At 40.5% G+C, this 16,715-nt stretch carries 13 protein-coding genes; 4 read left to right on the top strand and 9 right to left on the bottom strand.

Going from position 1 to position 16,715, the window contains the following annotated elements; genetic code table 11:
* Positions 1–72 precede the first annotated feature (72 nt).
* From BUB71_RS15975 to BUB71_RS15940, 8 genes are all read right to left on the bottom strand, one after another.
* Complete coding sequence (locus BUB71_RS15975) at positions 73–555, bottom strand: glycerol-3-phosphate acyltransferase (protein ID WP_073157111.1); 483 nt, start codon at positions 553–555, stop codon at positions 73–75.
* Between the two features lie 18 nt (positions 556–573).
* Entirely contained in the window at positions 574–1,614 is a 1,041-nt protein-coding gene (locus BUB71_RS15970) for a YkvI family membrane protein (RefSeq protein ID WP_073157108.1), read from the bottom strand.
* Between the two features lie 126 nt (positions 1,615–1,740).
* Positions 1,741–4,401, bottom strand: coding sequence for a transglycosylase domain-containing protein (locus tag BUB71_RS15965; protein WP_073157105.1), 2,661 nt, complete (start codon positions 4,399–4,401; stop codon positions 1,741–1,743).
* 277 nt (positions 4,402–4,678) lie between these two features.
* Entirely contained in the window at positions 4,679–6,349 is a 1,671-nt protein-coding gene (locus BUB71_RS15960; RefSeq protein WP_073157102.1) for a transglutaminase-like domain-containing protein, read from the bottom strand.
* Positions 6,350–6,453: 104 nt separating this feature from the next.
* On the bottom strand, positions 6,454–8,463 hold the full coding sequence (gene ligA / locus BUB71_RS15955; protein ID WP_073157099.1) for an NAD-dependent DNA ligase LigA: 2,010 nt from the start codon (positions 8,461–8,463) through the stop codon (positions 6,454–6,456).
* Positions 8,464–8,502: 39 nt separating this feature from the next.
* Positions 8,503–10,689 (bottom strand): DNA helicase PcrA, encoded by a 2,187-nt coding sequence (gene pcrA / locus BUB71_RS15950; protein ID WP_073157292.1) that lies wholly within the window; start codon positions 10,687–10,689, stop codon positions 8,503–8,505.
* Positions 10,690–10,843: 154 nt separating this feature from the next.
* Positions 10,844–11,587 (bottom strand): heptaprenylglyceryl phosphate synthase, encoded by a 744-nt coding sequence (gene pcrB / locus BUB71_RS15945; RefSeq protein ID WP_073157096.1) that lies wholly within the window; start codon positions 11,585–11,587, stop codon positions 10,844–10,846.
* 83 nt (positions 11,588–11,670) lie between these two features.
* Positions 11,671–11,964, bottom strand: a complete 294-nt coding sequence (locus BUB71_RS15940; protein ID WP_073157092.1) for a YerC/YecD family TrpR-related protein — start codon at positions 11,962–11,964, stop codon at positions 11,671–11,673.
* A gap of 189 nt (positions 11,965–12,153) precedes the next feature.
* On the opposite strand from BUB71_RS15940, the gene BUB71_RS15935 reads away from it, so the two are divergent.
* The 4 genes from BUB71_RS15935 to BUB71_RS15920 all read left to right on the top strand — a co-directional run bounded on the left by BUB71_RS15935 (position 12,154) and on the right by BUB71_RS15920 (position 15,413).
* Positions 12,154–12,411, top strand: coding sequence for a hypothetical protein (locus BUB71_RS15935; protein WP_073157089.1), 258 nt, complete (start codon positions 12,154–12,156; stop codon positions 12,409–12,411).
* Between the two features lie 64 nt (positions 12,412–12,475).
* Complete coding sequence (locus tag BUB71_RS15930; RefSeq protein ID WP_073157086.1) at positions 12,476–13,336, top strand: sugar phosphate nucleotidyltransferase; 861 nt, start codon at positions 12,476–12,478, stop codon at positions 13,334–13,336.
* 27 nt (positions 13,337–13,363) lie between these two features.
* A complete protein-coding gene (locus BUB71_RS15925; protein WP_073157083.1) occupies positions 13,364–14,650 on the top strand; it encodes a UDP-glucose dehydrogenase family protein in 1,287 nt (428 codons plus the stop codon).
* A gap of 325 nt (positions 14,651–14,975) precedes the next feature.
* The gene (locus BUB71_RS15920) at positions 14,976–15,413 is read left to right on the top strand and encodes a peptidylprolyl isomerase (protein WP_073157079.1); all 438 of its coding nucleotides are present in this window, start codon (positions 14,976–14,978) and stop codon (positions 15,411–15,413) included.
* A 75-nt stretch (positions 15,414–15,488) separates the two neighbouring features.
* Here BUB71_RS15920 and BUB71_RS15915 read toward each other — a convergent pair whose 3' ends face one another.
* Entirely contained in the window at positions 15,489–16,103 is a 615-nt protein-coding gene (locus BUB71_RS15915; RefSeq protein WP_073157076.1) for an N-acetylmuramoyl-L-alanine amidase family protein, read from the bottom strand.
* Positions 16,104–16,715: the final 612 nt, after the last annotated feature.

Raw genomic sequence — 16,715 nt, 5'->3', positions numbered from 1 at the left:
TTCTCGCCTCTTTATTTATCTGTTTCTAAAATGATATCATACTCGCATTTCGCGTCGCTAGAGTAAGTATGCTTAACGTGGAAACCACCCTTTCACGAGTGAGCGGGAGCATAGAAAAATACCTAAGATAAAAAAGAGAAACCATAATGTTAAACTGGTTGCCATGACGATTGAGAAAATGAAAAAAGCAGTTACTGCCAATGATAGCGAAAGTTGTGGGCGGCGAAAAACGAGTAGGCTGAGGAGAAAGACAGCATAGGCAATAATCAAGATTATCGGGCTTAAAATAATCAAGGCGCCCGTCGCAACCATTAAACCAGAGCGACTATAATTAGAATAAAATGGATACATATGCCCGATCACAACTACAATTGCACAAAAGTAGGCAACGATTGGACCTACATAAAACCAAGCAAAAAGAACGGCAGCAACGCCCTTTGCACAATTAATAATCCATAACCATATAGGATTAGGCCAAAAATAATACCGCCATAGGTATTCAAAGGGAAGGACACCGAGTAAATAAGCAACTACAATTGAGATGAAAATTGCCATTCTTCTCCTCCCCTATCTCTAACATCGTACAGGTTTTTGACGAACGATCAGTAGTAATAAAACCATAAATCCAAGATAGCCAAAGAATGGATATAAGTAACTAATCAATACAGGAAATCCAACTAATGAGCAAAAATAAGTGCTAATGAAGATGAAACAAATCCACGTCATCTCTTTCAGCCCCCAAATTTGTCTTAAATATGCAGCTAGGCCATATATATTTCCAATCAATGTGGTAAAAATCTCTCCCCACATCACTGCTAGAAAAAAGTATTTAATCCATACACCAAGTGTTCCGATTACAACAGCCATTGGAATTTCTACAGAACGGATATCTTCAAATCGCAATTGCATTGCTATATTGCTAATCCAAAGCATAATCCCTAAACCAACTCCGCCAATCCAACCTCCCAGTCGAAGTAATTTTGCATCCTGAATTTCGCCACCCAACGGCACCAATACAGCTTGCGACATCGCTAAATTAAACGCAACATAGGAAACAGCAGATAACATCCAATGCCCATCTCGATTTACCACTGGTAGATGGAAAATTTCAGACCATCCGGGAGCCTGTAAACTTTGAATGCCAATCAAACATGTAAAAAAAAGCATAAAAGGCACAACAAGGGAATTAATAGAGAGTATGCCATCCATTCCCTTTAAAATGACTAAAAATGCTAACCCAATCGTGATCCAAACCCCAATATGAAAAGAGAGTCCTAATTGTTCCTTTGCTAGCGCTCCTGTTCCAGAGAGCATGGCTGTGATCACACCAAACAGGATGACCGCGACAAATCCATTCATCCATTTTCCAAAGCGATTTCCAAATAAATAATGATTAAATTCTTGATATGATGAAGCATTTAAACGAGCGCCAATCATCATCATTCGCGTTCCTAGCCAAGCAAATAGAAATACAGCTAACAAAATGGCCCATAAACTATATTTGCCGAATACACTGAAAAATTGGTATATCTCTTGCCCTGAAGCAAAACCAGCCCCAACAACTGTACCAATATACGTAAATCCGATCCGGAAAGCTAACATCCAGCGTTTCAAAATATACCCTCCAACCCTTTGTTTATGACCATTGAGAAACCAAGTTTGTCCTAGTTTATGTTATGTGTCGTCATGTTTAGAACAAAAAAAGCACTCCTTCATTAAGAAGAAGTGCTTCTGTTTTCACTATCCAGGGAACATGCCGCCATCGTCATTATCGTTATTGTTTTGTCCATTGCCATTGCCATTGTTGTTATTGTTTTGTCCGTTGTTGTTACCATTGTTATTGCCGTTTTGGTCGCCACCATGATTATTAAAGATGCCGCCATCATTATTGGTGTTACCGTTGTTATTTTGATCTCCCTGATTTCCCTGGTTGCCATTATCTTGATGTTGACATTCAGGTTTGCCCATATTCTCAGGTTTAGAGCAGTCAGGGGGTTGATTTTGACACTCTGGTTTACTTGCATTCTCCGGTTTGGAACAATCAGGTGGTTGATTTTGGTTATCTCCACCTTTTTCAACTTTGACAGTTAGCTCATTTGACTCCGCTTTTTCCTGTGTTTGTGTATCTGTCGCAACAACCTTGTACTTATACGACTTACCGCCAAAGATAGCACCTAAGATTCCACCATTTGGTACATCAATGTTAGGATCAACAAAGCTATTACTTGATGTTTGCCCGATTGACTGTCCATCGCGGAAGATCTCATAAGTGACACGACCTGCTGGACCTGCTGACCAGTTCAGCACAATCGCTTTCTGACCTGCATCAAAGTGTCCACTAAGCGCTGGACCTTTTAGTTGATATGGAACTGGTGGATCTTCGATACCCCAGGAATCAAAGTTTTTCACTGGTAAACCTTTGTGAGCTGCATCCATAATTTCCTTAAACATTACTGCTGGGTACTTCCCACCAGACAGGGCGATATGATCATTCTTATCTTTCCCTGTGTTATAGACAAAGGATGCTGTTACATATTGAGGCGTATAACCGACAAAATAAGCCTCTTTCCCACTATTGGTAGTACCAGTCTTCCCAGCAACCGGACGACCATCACCCAGTTTTGCCGCCGTTCCTGTACCCGAGTTGATAACCTCTTTTAACATCCGTGTCATATAGTAAGCCGTTTTCTTCTTGAAGATCTGCTCCTTCTTAGGCTCACGCTTAGGTGCAATTTCTGTCCATTCATCTGAACGATCAGTATCTACTGTGATCTTGGCCACCGTATGTGCTTCAATCATTTCCCCTTTGTTAACGAAAACTGAATATGCTTGTGCCATCTGAATCGCTGAAACACCATCTGTTAAACCACCTAACGCCATTGGAGCATATGATTCATCGTTCGGTTTAGGCTGTAGTCCAAACTTCTGTGCATAGCGATATGCACTAGGCAGCGTTACTTTTTCTTTTAATAGATGAATCGTACTTAAATTCAACGAATTCTTCACCGTTTCCATCATTGGGACAGGCCCTTTGGGACCACCGTGAGAGTTTTTCGGCTTCCAACTACCAATCTGAATCGGTGTATCTTGTAGAATCGAGTTTTCGTTTACTTTCCCATCTGATTCCTCAACGGCAGGTCCATAAACGGTAAGGGGTTTAATAGAGGAACCTGGCTGCACCTTGACCTCAGCACCCTGATTAAGGAAACCTCGTCCTACATATTTCCTTCCTCCACCAACAGCAGCAATCAATCCTGTATTCGGATCAAGTGTAATCGAACCACCATCTAGATCATTGTGGTTTTTATATATACTATCTTGCTTTAAGATATCGGATGTCTTCATCTGCGTTTTCGGGTCAAGTCCTGTATAGATACGATATCCCTTACTTGCAATGTCATTTTCAGGAATGCCATAACGTTCGATGATTTCCTGAACTAAGACTTCCTTATAGGCAGCAAATTTATCGGATAACTTCGCTGATTTTAATACTTTCTCTTTTGCTTCTGGCTTACAGCCTAATGGCATTGCTTTCTCTTTCTCCAATTGCTCTTTTGTAATGATTGGAGGACGAATATAATCTTCTGCCATTTCTCCTAATACAACATTGCGTCGTACTAATGCTTTATCGCGTTTTTTCTTCTTTTGGCTAAAACAGTTATAAGTATATGGTGCTTTTGGCAATCCTGCTAAATAAGCGATTTCATGTGGCTCTAACTTATCCTTTGTAACATCTTTTCCAAAGTAAAATTTAGAAGCCATTTGAATTCCATACATGCCGTTACCAAAGGCGATATAATTAATATAGGCTTCTAATATTTGCTTTTTATTGTACTTTTTTTCCAAGTTAAATGCTGTTGCGATCTCGGCTGCTTTCCGTGAAAATTTCTTTTCCCGGTTTTCTAAGATCACGTTCCCAGCTACCTGCATTGTAATCGTACTAGCACCCTGAGAACCTACACTTTTGATATTCTCCCAGACGGCACGCAAAAGACCATAATAGTCGACACCTGTATGTTCATAAAAACGAGCATCTTCCACTTTCACAAAAGCCTCAGGTAATCCTGGATTTACCTTCTCTATATCACTAATTTTTACAAACTCACGCATCTCTTTACCAACTTTAGTGACGGGCTTCCCATTCTTATCATAAATGGTCGAAGAATAGTCAATTTTGCCCATCTTATCCAGATCAATAGTCTGTCCTTGCATCAAGAGAGCTGAACAGCCACCGATGATCAGGAGTACTGTAGTGAGCAGAACCAGCAAAAGCCACTTCCAGTTAAATAGCCTGCGAAATCCGCCCCCTCCTCCTTTTCCACTCGATCTGCCCACACGTTTTGTTTGTCGTCGAGCGGGAAGCGGGCTGAGTGGATTACTTCCTCTTTGAAAATCATCCATTCGTTCGAAACCTCCTGACCTTACAGTCCAAACACTATATTTAATCCGATTTTCTTTGATTAATAAATAATTCCCTGCAATGACTCTGTCATCATATACTCCAACATTATAGCTTAAACTCATCTCATACGTGCGTTCTTTTTTGGAAAAGTTACAGCAATATTACATTACATCGAAGAGAATATTACATTATTATAAGGGATATATCATAAATTTGTATCCATATTCACTTAAAAAATTATTCGTAAGTAGGTGTAACTTTTACGTCCTTCTTTGCTCAGTAGACAACCCCAGTTCGCTTATGCGTTTTATTTAAATATCTTTTACTAGGATTAAAATAATTTGAATCATACTTCTTTACAAACTTCCCGTTTGGTGTAATATAACCAGATCCCCAGGTGGGGTCCATACTGATCCAATGATCCCCTATCTTTACTTCAACCCATGCATGTCGTTGATTTCCTGCTTCACCTTCTACAAATCGTGAAGGGATATCAAGGGATCGTAACATGGCAATGGCTAAGAACACATAATCTTGGCAGACACCTTTTCGTTCCTGAAGCGACTTTAGTGCGCTATCATCCCAAGCAAAGCTATTATGCCGGAGCTTATACATATCATAAGTCATCATTGTTGCTACATAGTCATAAATTTTCCGCGCTTTTTTATAATCAGTTTTGGCACCTTGGGTGACCTGTTTTGCTAATTGGTAAATTTGCGGATTATCGGATTGGATACCTCGACTAGGCAACAAATCTCGTTGATCAGTCAACACATGACTGGTAACCTGAAAACTGGCAACACCAAGAAATCGGAAATAATCCCGGTTTGTAGTTGACGCATCAGGTATATAGAGAATAACACGATAAGTGCCTGGACCAAACCGAAACCAAAAGTTACCATCGAAACGATACTGATGAACAGGTATAAAGTAGGTCGCTTTCTCTTTTCCTTTTTCTGTCTGAACCACTACATGATTGATCTGGTCAGTCCCCGGCTTACTGGGGTCAATCGTGCCTGCAATTGGATACGTAAGGTCTGCTTGATCACCACTTGACAAAGGGTTCGTTAGACGGATTCCTTTCTCATAATAAAGTCGTGTATATTCAATTGGTTTTGACACTTGTGGCGACGTATTTTGCACATAGAAGAGGGCTCCTTCGACAAAGTACCCTGCTTTCTTATGATCAGGTACCATCAATTTTACTTCATGAATTCCATCGCCATACAACAATGGAATCGATTCGTCAAACCTTCCATCATGTACAGCATATGTTTTTCTCCAGACCTGATCACCTTTTCTTAACTGCACAAGTAACTGTTTTTCCTTGATGCTACCTGAAATCTGCACCAATCGACTCGTTTTGACTAAACCAAACGCAGGCTTGGATAATTGTAGCTGACTCTCTCGTCCTTTCAGGTTATAGCTAATTTCACGATTTATTTCTGGGTTTACATTTGTCACTTCAAATGAAGTAAGTGTATAAAACTTTTCCTTCTTCTCATTGGAAGGCATGCGAACGGTAACTTGATACTCACCCTTGCCTGCCTGAAGGGTTAACGATTGCTGAAACTGATCATTTTTTATTGGAATGTAATAATGAAAAGTCTGTAAAAAATCTGCTTTTGATTCTGTACCTTTATAATCGATTTGCACCCATACAAACTGTGTAGGATACTGCTTCGGCAGGGAAATTCTTCCTTGGAGATTAACAACTTGATTTGTTGCGAATTGTTGATATAGGGGGCTCTGCAAAGTAACCCCCTGACTTTTTGCATAGTCAGAAAGCTCTAACGTCTTCATTGGATGCCGCTTATTCAAGTTATCAGCGGCTATTTCCAACTTCTCATTTGTAATCACATCAACGATTGAGACTGGTTGATAATATTGGTAAATTGCCAAACCAATAAGACAAACGGCGAGCAAGCTCAATAAATAACGGCGCAAGGTAAAATACTTCCTTTCAACGCGTTTATAGAGGTTCTACTTCTATATCCGAAATATCCTGAAGTGAAAATATCACAATTAGACCAATTGAGCTACTAAAAATATTACTTTTTCTCCAACATTTCAAGTAACTTTGTTTCATCCCATATGGTAATTTCAAGCTGTTCAGCTTTTTTCCGCTTCGATCCTGCATTCGCACCCGCAACTAACAAGTCAGTCTTCTTGCTCACAGTTCCAGTCACCTTTGCTCCTAACGCTTCTAATCGCTCAGTCGCTTCTTTTCGGGTCAATTTCTCTAATGTCCCTGTTAAAACAACTCGTTTATCGGTCAATTCATGCTCTTTTAGACTCAATTTAGGACCTGTATAAGTTACATTTAAGCCTACTTTTTCTAAACGCATCAGCAAATCCTTCACTTTTTCCTGTTGAAAATACAGCTGGACACTTTCCGCCATTTTTGGTCCAATTTCATCAATCACAATCAATTGCTCATAGGTCGCATTTCTTAATTGATCCATCGTTTCAAATTTCTGCGCAAGGATCTTGGCTCCTTTCGCCCCAACAAAGCGAATCCCCAGACCGAAGAGCAATCTTTCTAATGAATTCGACTTGCTTGTCTGAATTGCTTGCAACAGCTTTTCGACTGATCGCTCTCCCATCCGTTCTAGCGCAAGCAACTCCTCTTCTTTTAAGGAATAGAGATCAGCTACATCATGAATCAACCCCGCTTGAAACAGTTGGCGAACTACCTTTTCTCCCAATCCCTCAATATTCATCGCTGGGCGTGATACAAAATGAATCAGACCTTCGATGAGCTGTGCTGGACAATCTGGACTTTGACAACGCAAAGCGACTTCACCTTCAATACGGACAAGCTCACTTTGACATTCGGGGCAATGCGTTGGCATCACAAAAGGACGTTCATCTCCAGTACGTTTCTCTTTGTTCACTTTTACTACTTCTGGAATAATATCCCCTGCTTTTTTAATCACAACATGATCACCGAGTAACAACCCTTTTTCTCGAATCATATCTTCATTATGTAAGGAAGCTCGCTTTACAGTTGTTCCTGCCAGTTGTACAGGTGTCAAGAGAGCAATGGGGGTCACGACCCCTGTCCGTCCAACATTTAACTCAATATCTATTAAAATGGTTTCGACCAATTCAGCAGGAAACTTATAAGCAATTGCCCAACGTGGACTTTTTGCCGTATTGCCCATGCGTTGTCTCCATTCAAGCCGATCCACCTTGATCACAATTCCATCGATCTCATAAGGCAGCTCTGTCCGTTTTGCCTGCCATTTCTCCACAAAGCGCAATACTCCTTCAATGTCAGTCACTTTTTCATGGCAGGGGTTTACCTTAAACCCCCATTTTTCTAGGCGATCTAGTAACTGACTATGGCTTTGGATGGTTGCTTGTTGCTCCACTGGTAACACAGCCGCATAGATAAAAATGTCTAACTTTCTCTCTGCTGCCAGTTTTGGGTCCAATTGACGCAGTGATCCAGCTCCAGCATTACGCGGATTTGCTAGTAGTGGCTCCCCTCTTTCAGCACGCTGTTGATTCAGTCTAAGAAATTGTTCCTTAGGCATATATGCCTCTCCTCGCACCTCTAAGCTGATCGACTCTTTGAGGCGGAGTGGTAGAGAGTGTATCGTTTTGAGATTTTGGGTAATCTCTTCCCCTGTTTCCCCATCTCCTCGTGTTGCACCTAAGGTATATACACCATCCTCATAGCGAGCTGCCACAGCTAGTCCATCGATTTTCAGTTCACAGACATAGTGAACATGATCAACTTGTAATGCTTTTCTCACACGTTGATCGAATTCTCTTAAATCTGTTTCATTAAAGGCATTGCCTAGGCTTAACATTGGCTCCTGGTGCTTTACTTTATTAAAGAACGGTAGTGGTTCAGCGCCAACCCGTTGAGTCGGTGAGTCGTTGGTGACTAATGATGGGAATTGTTCCTCCAGCAGAACCAGCTCACGCAATTTCTGATCATATTCTTGATCACTCACCTGTGGTTGATCAAGTACATAATATGCATGGTTTTGTATTTCAATCCATTGTTTTAATTCGTCCACACGTTGTTTTGCCTGTCCTATATCCATTGAACTCACCGCCCACTTCCATTCAATATCAACCGATCATCAATTAAATTTTTCGATGGGTGCATATTGCGCCAGCAATTTCTTTACACCGATTTCAGGAAATGCGATATCTAATTCTGTTCCCTCACCCTCTCCATTGACCGCAACAATCGTTCCAATTCCCCATGCACGATGTTTGACTCGATCACCAGAACGCCAATCAAATCTTGGTTCAGGACGTGGCTGATTTTGGACAGAGATGACTTGTGAATGAGTCGATGACTGTGTGATCAAATCTAGATACTCCGCTGGAATCTCCTTCAAAAAACGTGAAGGTAGATTTGCACTGCTCTGACCATAGAGAGTTCGACTATGTGTTCGGGATAAAACCAACTCTTTTTGTGCACGTGTCATGCCTACGTACGCAAGTCGTCGTTCCTCTTCTAGCTCGCGCTCGTCATCTAAGGAGCGTTGATGTGGAAAAACGCCTTCTTCCATCCCAACCAAAAAAACATGAGGAAATTCTAATCCCTTTGCACTATGCAATGTCATTAACGATACATTATCGATATTTTGCTCATCCGCAGGTTGCAAACCTGGTAAATCGACATCTGCCACCAAAGCGATCTCCGTCAAGAAAGCAACTACGGACTTATCCTGATTCTTTTTTTCAAACTCAGCAACAACACTGCCTAGCTCTTCAATATTTTCTAAGCGACTCGCAGCCTCTAAGGAAGGGTCTTTACGAAGCGTTTCACGATAACCTGATTGATTTAAGACCTCCTCTAGCATTTCAGACACAGAGAGATATTCTACCATAGCATGCAACTGCCGAATCAAATTGACGAACTGCTGTAGAGGCTGCATCACTCGTTTTCCTAATCCCATCATTTCAGCTTCTAATAAGGCTCGGAAAAGTGATAGTTGATGCCGACTACAATATTGATCGATCTTTTCCATCGAGCTAATTCCGATTCCACGCTTGGGGACATTAATAATTCTTCGCATGTTTAGATCATCATCTGGATTCACAATCACACGAAGATAGGCAAGAACATCTTTAATCTCTTTACGATCATAAAACTTAAATCCACCTACTACTTGATAAGGAATAAATGACTTGCGTAACATCTCTTCAATAACCCGCGACTGTGCATTTGTACGATAGAGAACTGCATAATCTTGATACTGCTCTCCCCGCTCACCAACACCAGACTGAATCGTTTCTACAATCATTTGACCTTCTTCATGCTCATTCGACAGTTCATATAAAAGTATCGGCTTTCCTGCTTCATTTTCTGTCCATAACTGTTTTGGCTTTCGCTCCGTATTATGATCAATCAGATGATTTGCCGCGTTGAGGATTGTTTGTGTTGACCGGTAGTTTTGTTCTAATTTGATCAAGCGAGCGGATGGATAGTGGCTCTCAAAGTCAAGAATATTATTAATATCAGCACCTCGAAAACGATAAATCGATTGATCAAAATCCCCTACTACACAGATGTTTTGATGATGTTCGGCTAACAACTGTACCAATTTGTATTGGACATGATTGGTATCTTGATATTCATCAACATGAATATATTGAAATTTACGTTGATAATATTCTTTTACCTCTGGAACGACTTCGAATAATTTCACAGTCTGCATGAGTAAATCATCAAAATCCATTGCTTGACTTTGCTTTAACCTTTGCTGGTAGCTTGTATATATATCCGCTGCTACTTCTTCAATCAGCGAGCTTGCATGTACACGCATTTCATCGGACGTTCGCAGTTTATTTTTTGCTTGACTGATTCGATGCAACAGGGCTCTAGGTTCAAACTTTTTGGGGTCAATATTTTCTTCTTTTAAAATTTGCTTCATTACATTTAGTTGATCTGTTGTATCCAAAATTGTAAACTGTCGTGAATAACCGATCTTATCACCATCTCGGCGGAGAATACGCACACACATCGCATGAAAAGTAGAAATCCATATATCTTCCGCTTGATGTCCAACCAACTGTTGGATCCGCTCTTTCATCTCTTTTGCAGCCTTATTTGTAAAAGTAATCGCTAAGATATTCCATGGATGTATCTGTTTCTCAGCGAGCAGATATGCGACACGATGGGTTAGTACTCTGGTTTTGCCGCTTCCAGCTCCTGCGATCACAGCCACAGGACCATCTGTTGTCTCTACTGCTTCTTGCTGTCGTGGGTTAAGGCCCGCTAGTAACTGTTCTTTGTGCTTTGATGATGCGTTCATATATTTCATTCAGCACTATCGTTTGCTAGTACCGAATGGAACCCCCCTTTCCCTTCTTACCCTGATTACTTCATATGCTTAGACAAAATCTACTCTTTCATTTTATCGAACAAAGGTTCAGATTTCCTCTTCGTTCGAGAATTGATCAAAAAAATTACTTCTGTCTTTTTTTAACTTGGCTTCTTTTTACCTTTTTTCTCTGCTGATTTTTCTTTACCCAAGCAACTGTCTGTACTGCTCGTTGGGCATTAAAATAGATTAAATTACCAACAACAATCGTATCTACATGAGGTGCCATTGTTTTTACTTGCTCCTCTGTCGTTAAGCCACCACCATAAAAGAGCCTTGCTGAACTTACTTCAGATCGTGCAGCTTTGACGATTTCAACATCACCAAAAGTTCCACTATATTCTATATAAAAAATAGGAAGTCGATAGAGCCGATCTGCTAAACGAACATAGGCCACACAGTCATCAACTGTTAAATCTGTATTTGCCTTTGTAACTCGACTTACCTTTGCCTCTGGATTGCAAGTAAGATATCCTTCAAGTAATACATGATTCCAAGGAATAAAGTCACCATACGCCTTTAATGCTTGATGATGAGCACCGAGAAACCAATTTGTATCACCTGAGTTGAGTACCGCAGGAATCAAATAACCATCAAATCCAGGCACGACAGCATCGATTTTTGAAATTTCTTGTACACAAAAAACAGGATATTTTCGTACACGATCCAAAAGTTGTTGGGTATTTTCATATGTAATCCCGTCTGTTCCACCAATAATGATCGCATCTGTATCTGATTTACAGATCATCTCTAAAGCAAGATCAGATAACATGCGATTCGGATCTAACTTAAACACATGCCTCCACCGTCTTATCTTCTTATCCAACATGAAGGACCCTCCAACTCATACATCCTCATTATACACAACGAAAAAGAAAACCTCGCATTTCGTGGCGAGGTATACAGATGACATTAGCTTTCTTCCAAACGATCCAGTGCAAGTTGATAACCACCAGTTCCATAGTGTAAACAGCGCTTAACACGAGAGATTGTTGCTGTACTGGCACCCGTCTCTCCTTCGATCTGGCTATACGTATAGCCTTTTCCCAACATCCGAGCTACTTCTAACCGCTGGGCCATCGATTTGATTTCACCAACCGTACAGAGATCATCAAAAAACTGATAACATTCATCAATATTCTTTAACTGTAGGACGGCTTCAAATAGCTGTTTAACCTCTTTCTGGTTCAGTTTATCTAGATGCATTTTATACCCCCTCGAACACGGAGACCCTTAACGATTCTACCGCAAGAGTTCGACATTATTAGTCAAGAAACCTCTTATGTAAAATAAAAATTACAATATTAATAAAGCGATTACAATCAATTGGAGAGAAAGACATGTGGCATCTTTTTAGCGCTATTGATACAATAGCTACTAAATTGAGGTGATAAAATGTTTCAAGTTGAAATCCGTGGCCTGGAAGAAGCGCAACACCCCTTTTATATCATTGTGTATGGAATCATGCAAGACGGAAACGAATGGCTTCAAAGTGTTGCACGCTTCGTAAACACGAATCAAGGGGGAAAAGTGCAATTTCTTGAACCTGATCTTAAAAAAATGCAGCAGTTAGAAAATGGAATCGAATTAATCAATCAAGTGGAACAAACGATTCTAGAAGAAGGTCGACGCCTCTCTGCTGATCAATCATAAAAAACATATGACAGAGCAGCAGCTAATTTGCTGCTCTTTCTCGACCGTAGAAAGGATGAAGCAAATGCAAGCCTCGGTCAATCAGGCAGTCATACTTGCCTATCGGTTGAGTCTCTCCTATCTCCCTAGCAGCAAAGTCATTGCTAAAGAAATGCTTCCAATACTCCATAAGCCTGTTATTCAATGGATTGTGGAAGAGCTTGAGCAAGCAGGCATAGAGCAAATATTGATCATCGCAGGTTTCCAAAAGCAGCAAATAGAAGATCATTTCACAAGACATCTAGAATGGGAAACCTTATTAACAAGCGAAAAAGCTTTTCGCAAGAAAGATGAACTTGATAAACTAAAACAACGCTCAATTCAAGTGATTCGATATCGAGAAAATGGCACAGGTCATCCATTACTAGAAGCTGCAACATGGATTCGTGATGAACCATTCCTATTAGTAGAAAGTGAGCATCTCATCTCACCCTGTCATCCATATCCTACTTCTTCTAAACAATTACTCCGTCAACATGAAGAATGGGGATGTTCACTTATAGGCATTCATACACCCACAACTGACCATACTGGTGAAGGGATATGGCTGCACTCCTCAGAAACACAAATCTCACCAGGCGAAACGGCCCCCATTGTAACAGTTGGACGAAAGCAAGGGGAGAACACATTTGTTTCGGCGGGACGTTATATTTTGCAATCTTCGGTCTTCGAACAGATTCGCCAGTCAAAAGATGAACTGACACTTATTGAAATCTTACAGCAGTATAACCAACAACAACCCATGTTAGCATACCATTTTTATGGTGAACATGCTCCACTTTATTCACCAACCGATCTTTTCCGTGCCAACCTGATTTATGCTGAACTTGATCCCCTTTATCGGGAGATGCTAAACCGTTGGATAGAAAAGCACGTAGTAACATGAATCATTGATATCGAAATGGAGGACACAATGAAAATAGCCATCATCGGACTTGGTCATGTCGGACTCGTTACCGCATGTTGCTTGGTGAATTGGGGACATCAGGTTTATGGATTTGATCAAGATGAAAAAAAAGTGAAACAGATAAAAGAGGGCGTTCCCCCTTTCTATGAACCAGCACTAGATCAGTTACTTCAAGATACTTTGGCAAGCGAGCATTTCCTGGTACATTCAACATTGACAGAGGCAATCAGCCAGTGTGAATTGATTCTACTCGCAGTGGGTACACCGATCTCTACAGAAGGTAAGCTCGACCTCAATCAACTTTGGCAAGCGCTCGAAGATCTGGTATCTTTACCTATTTTACCACCTTACTTATTGATCAAAAGTACGGTACCGCCCGGAACCACAACGCAAATTTATCACCGTTTACAAGATCGGGTGGAGGATGTAATCTGTCATCCAGAATTTTTACGACAAGGTAATGCGATAGAAGACTTTCAGCATCCAAATCGATTGATTTTTGGTTTACATCATGAAGATAGCCAAGCCGTCATTCAACAACTTTACCATCCTTTTCAAAAAAAGAGCCATCTATTTCAATATTGTACGCCAGCAAGTGCAGAACTAATCAAGTTGGGAGCAAATGCTTTTCTGGCAACAAAAATTTCATTTATTAATCAAATGGCTAATTTTGCTGAGCAGGTTGGGGCAAACATTGAAGAAATCTCTATAGGATTGGGAAGTGATCCCCGGATTGGTCCACAATTCCTGCAAGCAGGGCTTGGCTATGGCGGTCCTTGCCTTCCAAAAGACCTAACAGCTTTATCCACATTAGCTGAGTCTCCATTACTAGCATCAACTACACAAATCAATGAACAACAACCCCATTTCTTATTACAACGAATTGAGTCAGAGCTAGGTGATTTAAAAGGATGTCCAATCGCTTTATTAGGACTTACTTTTAAACCAAATACCAATGATCTTCAAGCATCACAAGCCATGTATCTAGCCGAGCTGCTCTTGCAACGAGGGGCAATTGTCCAGGCATATGACCCTGTGATCAAAGACACTCCATGCAAACAACTACAGCTAGCCCAGACAATTGAAGATGCAATCAAAGGTAGCAAAGCGGTTATCATTGCAACAGATTGGGAAGATTTCCAACAGCTTGACTGGTCACTCCTTCAACGATTTCGAATTTCCAATCTGTTTGATGGACGAAACCTGTTTCCATATAAGCGAGCACAAAAACTGGCCCGTATCTTCCGTATCACCTATCATTCGGTGGGACGACCTACGATTCGAGTTGAATAATGGTGTATTGGCTAAGTTGTGATTTTTGACCAGATTCTTCACATGCAAATCTTCCGTAATGCCTTGTGCATCTGTTTTCATCTCACTTATCTCCTTGATTCTCGACGTTTCGCTACATCGATGGGAGCATCAACTTAGTTAAATGGAATATTTTTACTATTGGAGCTGATTATATAATAGAGAACAAAAAAGATCAAACGTTCGGAACAAATGCCTTTCGGCTAACGTCGAACTGAAATTCACCACCCACTTAGCTAACGCTTGAAGTAGGCGTACTCTTTCGGATAGACTGATAGAGGAGTTAGTTTGCAAAGGAGGCATATACATGGCAATCAAAGGTAGGATTTTATTAGAAACAGGTGAAGAGATACTCATAGACTTCTTTCCTGAGGAAGCTCCCACTACGGTGGAAAATTTTAAAATGCTCGCAGAAAAAGGCTTCTACGATGGTTTAAACTTCCATCGCGTAATCCCTGGCTTCGTAAGTCAAGGCGGTTGTCCATTTGGCAATGGGACAGGTGGATCAGGAAAGAATATTCCTTGTGAAACGGAAGGAAATCCCCATACTCATGTCCCTGGAGCGCTTTCCATGGCTCATGCAGGGAAAGATACTGGATCAAGTCAGTTCTTTATTGTCCATCAACCCCAACCCCATCTAGATGGTGTACATACTGTCTTCGGACAAGTTACTTCTGGTCTTGAGGCTGCACAAAACATGCGCCAAGGGACGCGGATGAGCAAGGTCGAAGTCTGGGCTGAGTAATCAAACTCAATCCTCTACGAAATAACCCTCTGGTGCGCACCAGAGGGTTTGATGTAATAGTATAAAGAATCAGTCCTATAAAAAGTAATCATATACTTCTGATGCTGTGGTTTGTTTTTCCGGGCAACGGAAAATGCTAGCTAATCCACTTGCAATACAACTTGAATATTGATCCAGGAAATTATTATCGCTTAACAAACGATGGTCCTGTGGGTTCGTCATAAATAATGAACCTAATGCAATCGCTGGCATTCGTGATAGTTGCAAAACATGCAGAGAACCGGTCATTGACTCTGTATCATTTTTTTTGCCTAAGTCCTGTACACCTCGCTGCCGTAAAAAATATGTTATTTGATTATGCAACCAGCACTGAATTCGCCTCGTTCTTGCGCCTGCAAGAACACTTACATATGAAGTAAAACCCGACAGGGTAGAATCGGTCGCAGCGTTACTATGAAGACTGATCAACAAATCGGCTTTACTTCGATTTGCCCACTCGCTTCTTTCTTCTGCTGTACGATTGAGATCAAACGATCTCGTTAAAATGACTTTCATGCCTTCATATCGCTTTAATTTTCTCTCTACTCGATATGCTATATCAAGGCAAATATCTTTCTCTATAGAAGAAAAACCTATAGACCCTCGATCAGTTCCTCCATGTCCCGGATCTAGACATATCAGGATGCTCATCCGATTCACCTCTTACCCAACCTATGCAACTTATCGTTTATGTTTTCCTTTTTCCCAACTTCCATCACTTCCAAACAAAATATACTGGAAATGTAAGATTCAGTTTTCTTTATTTCCATACTTTCCCTTTTGTCATCACTATGTAACTTTGTAGTATTATTTAGCTATTTGGATGATTTGCAGTATCTAGACTCAATTAAAAATGTAATTATATTGTAACATAGGTGTAATAATATTTGGAGCCAATCTTTGAAAAAAATACGCGATTTCACGCTACGATACTTGAAATATTCATCATTTTACGACATATTTCTCCTATATTTGCTTGGATCACAATCATTTTTTACAAGAATTGATAGATTTCATTTCAAATTATAAACCCCAAAAAGCAATGTAGCACAATGAACAAACTTGTCAACCGAAGTGCCGTCGGGCACCTCGATCATGATTAGATCAAATGACATTGTCAATAAGCTGTTGGTATATCCTGCTAATCAAGATATGATAAAATAAAACAGAAATAAAATTGCTGATTATCATTGAGATTCCCATCTGGGAGCCACTGGTCGATCGAGCGAAGTACGCTGATCAGACTGTCAAATTGACAGAAAA

Source organism: Seinonella peptonophila (genome assembly GCF_900129355.1).
Classification (GTDB): Bacteria; Bacillota; Bacilli; order Thermoactinomycetales; family Thermoactinomycetaceae; genus Seinonella; species Seinonella peptonophila.
The sequence above is the reverse complement of the archived record's forward strand: the minus strand, read 5'-3'. Positions and strand labels throughout refer to the sequence as shown.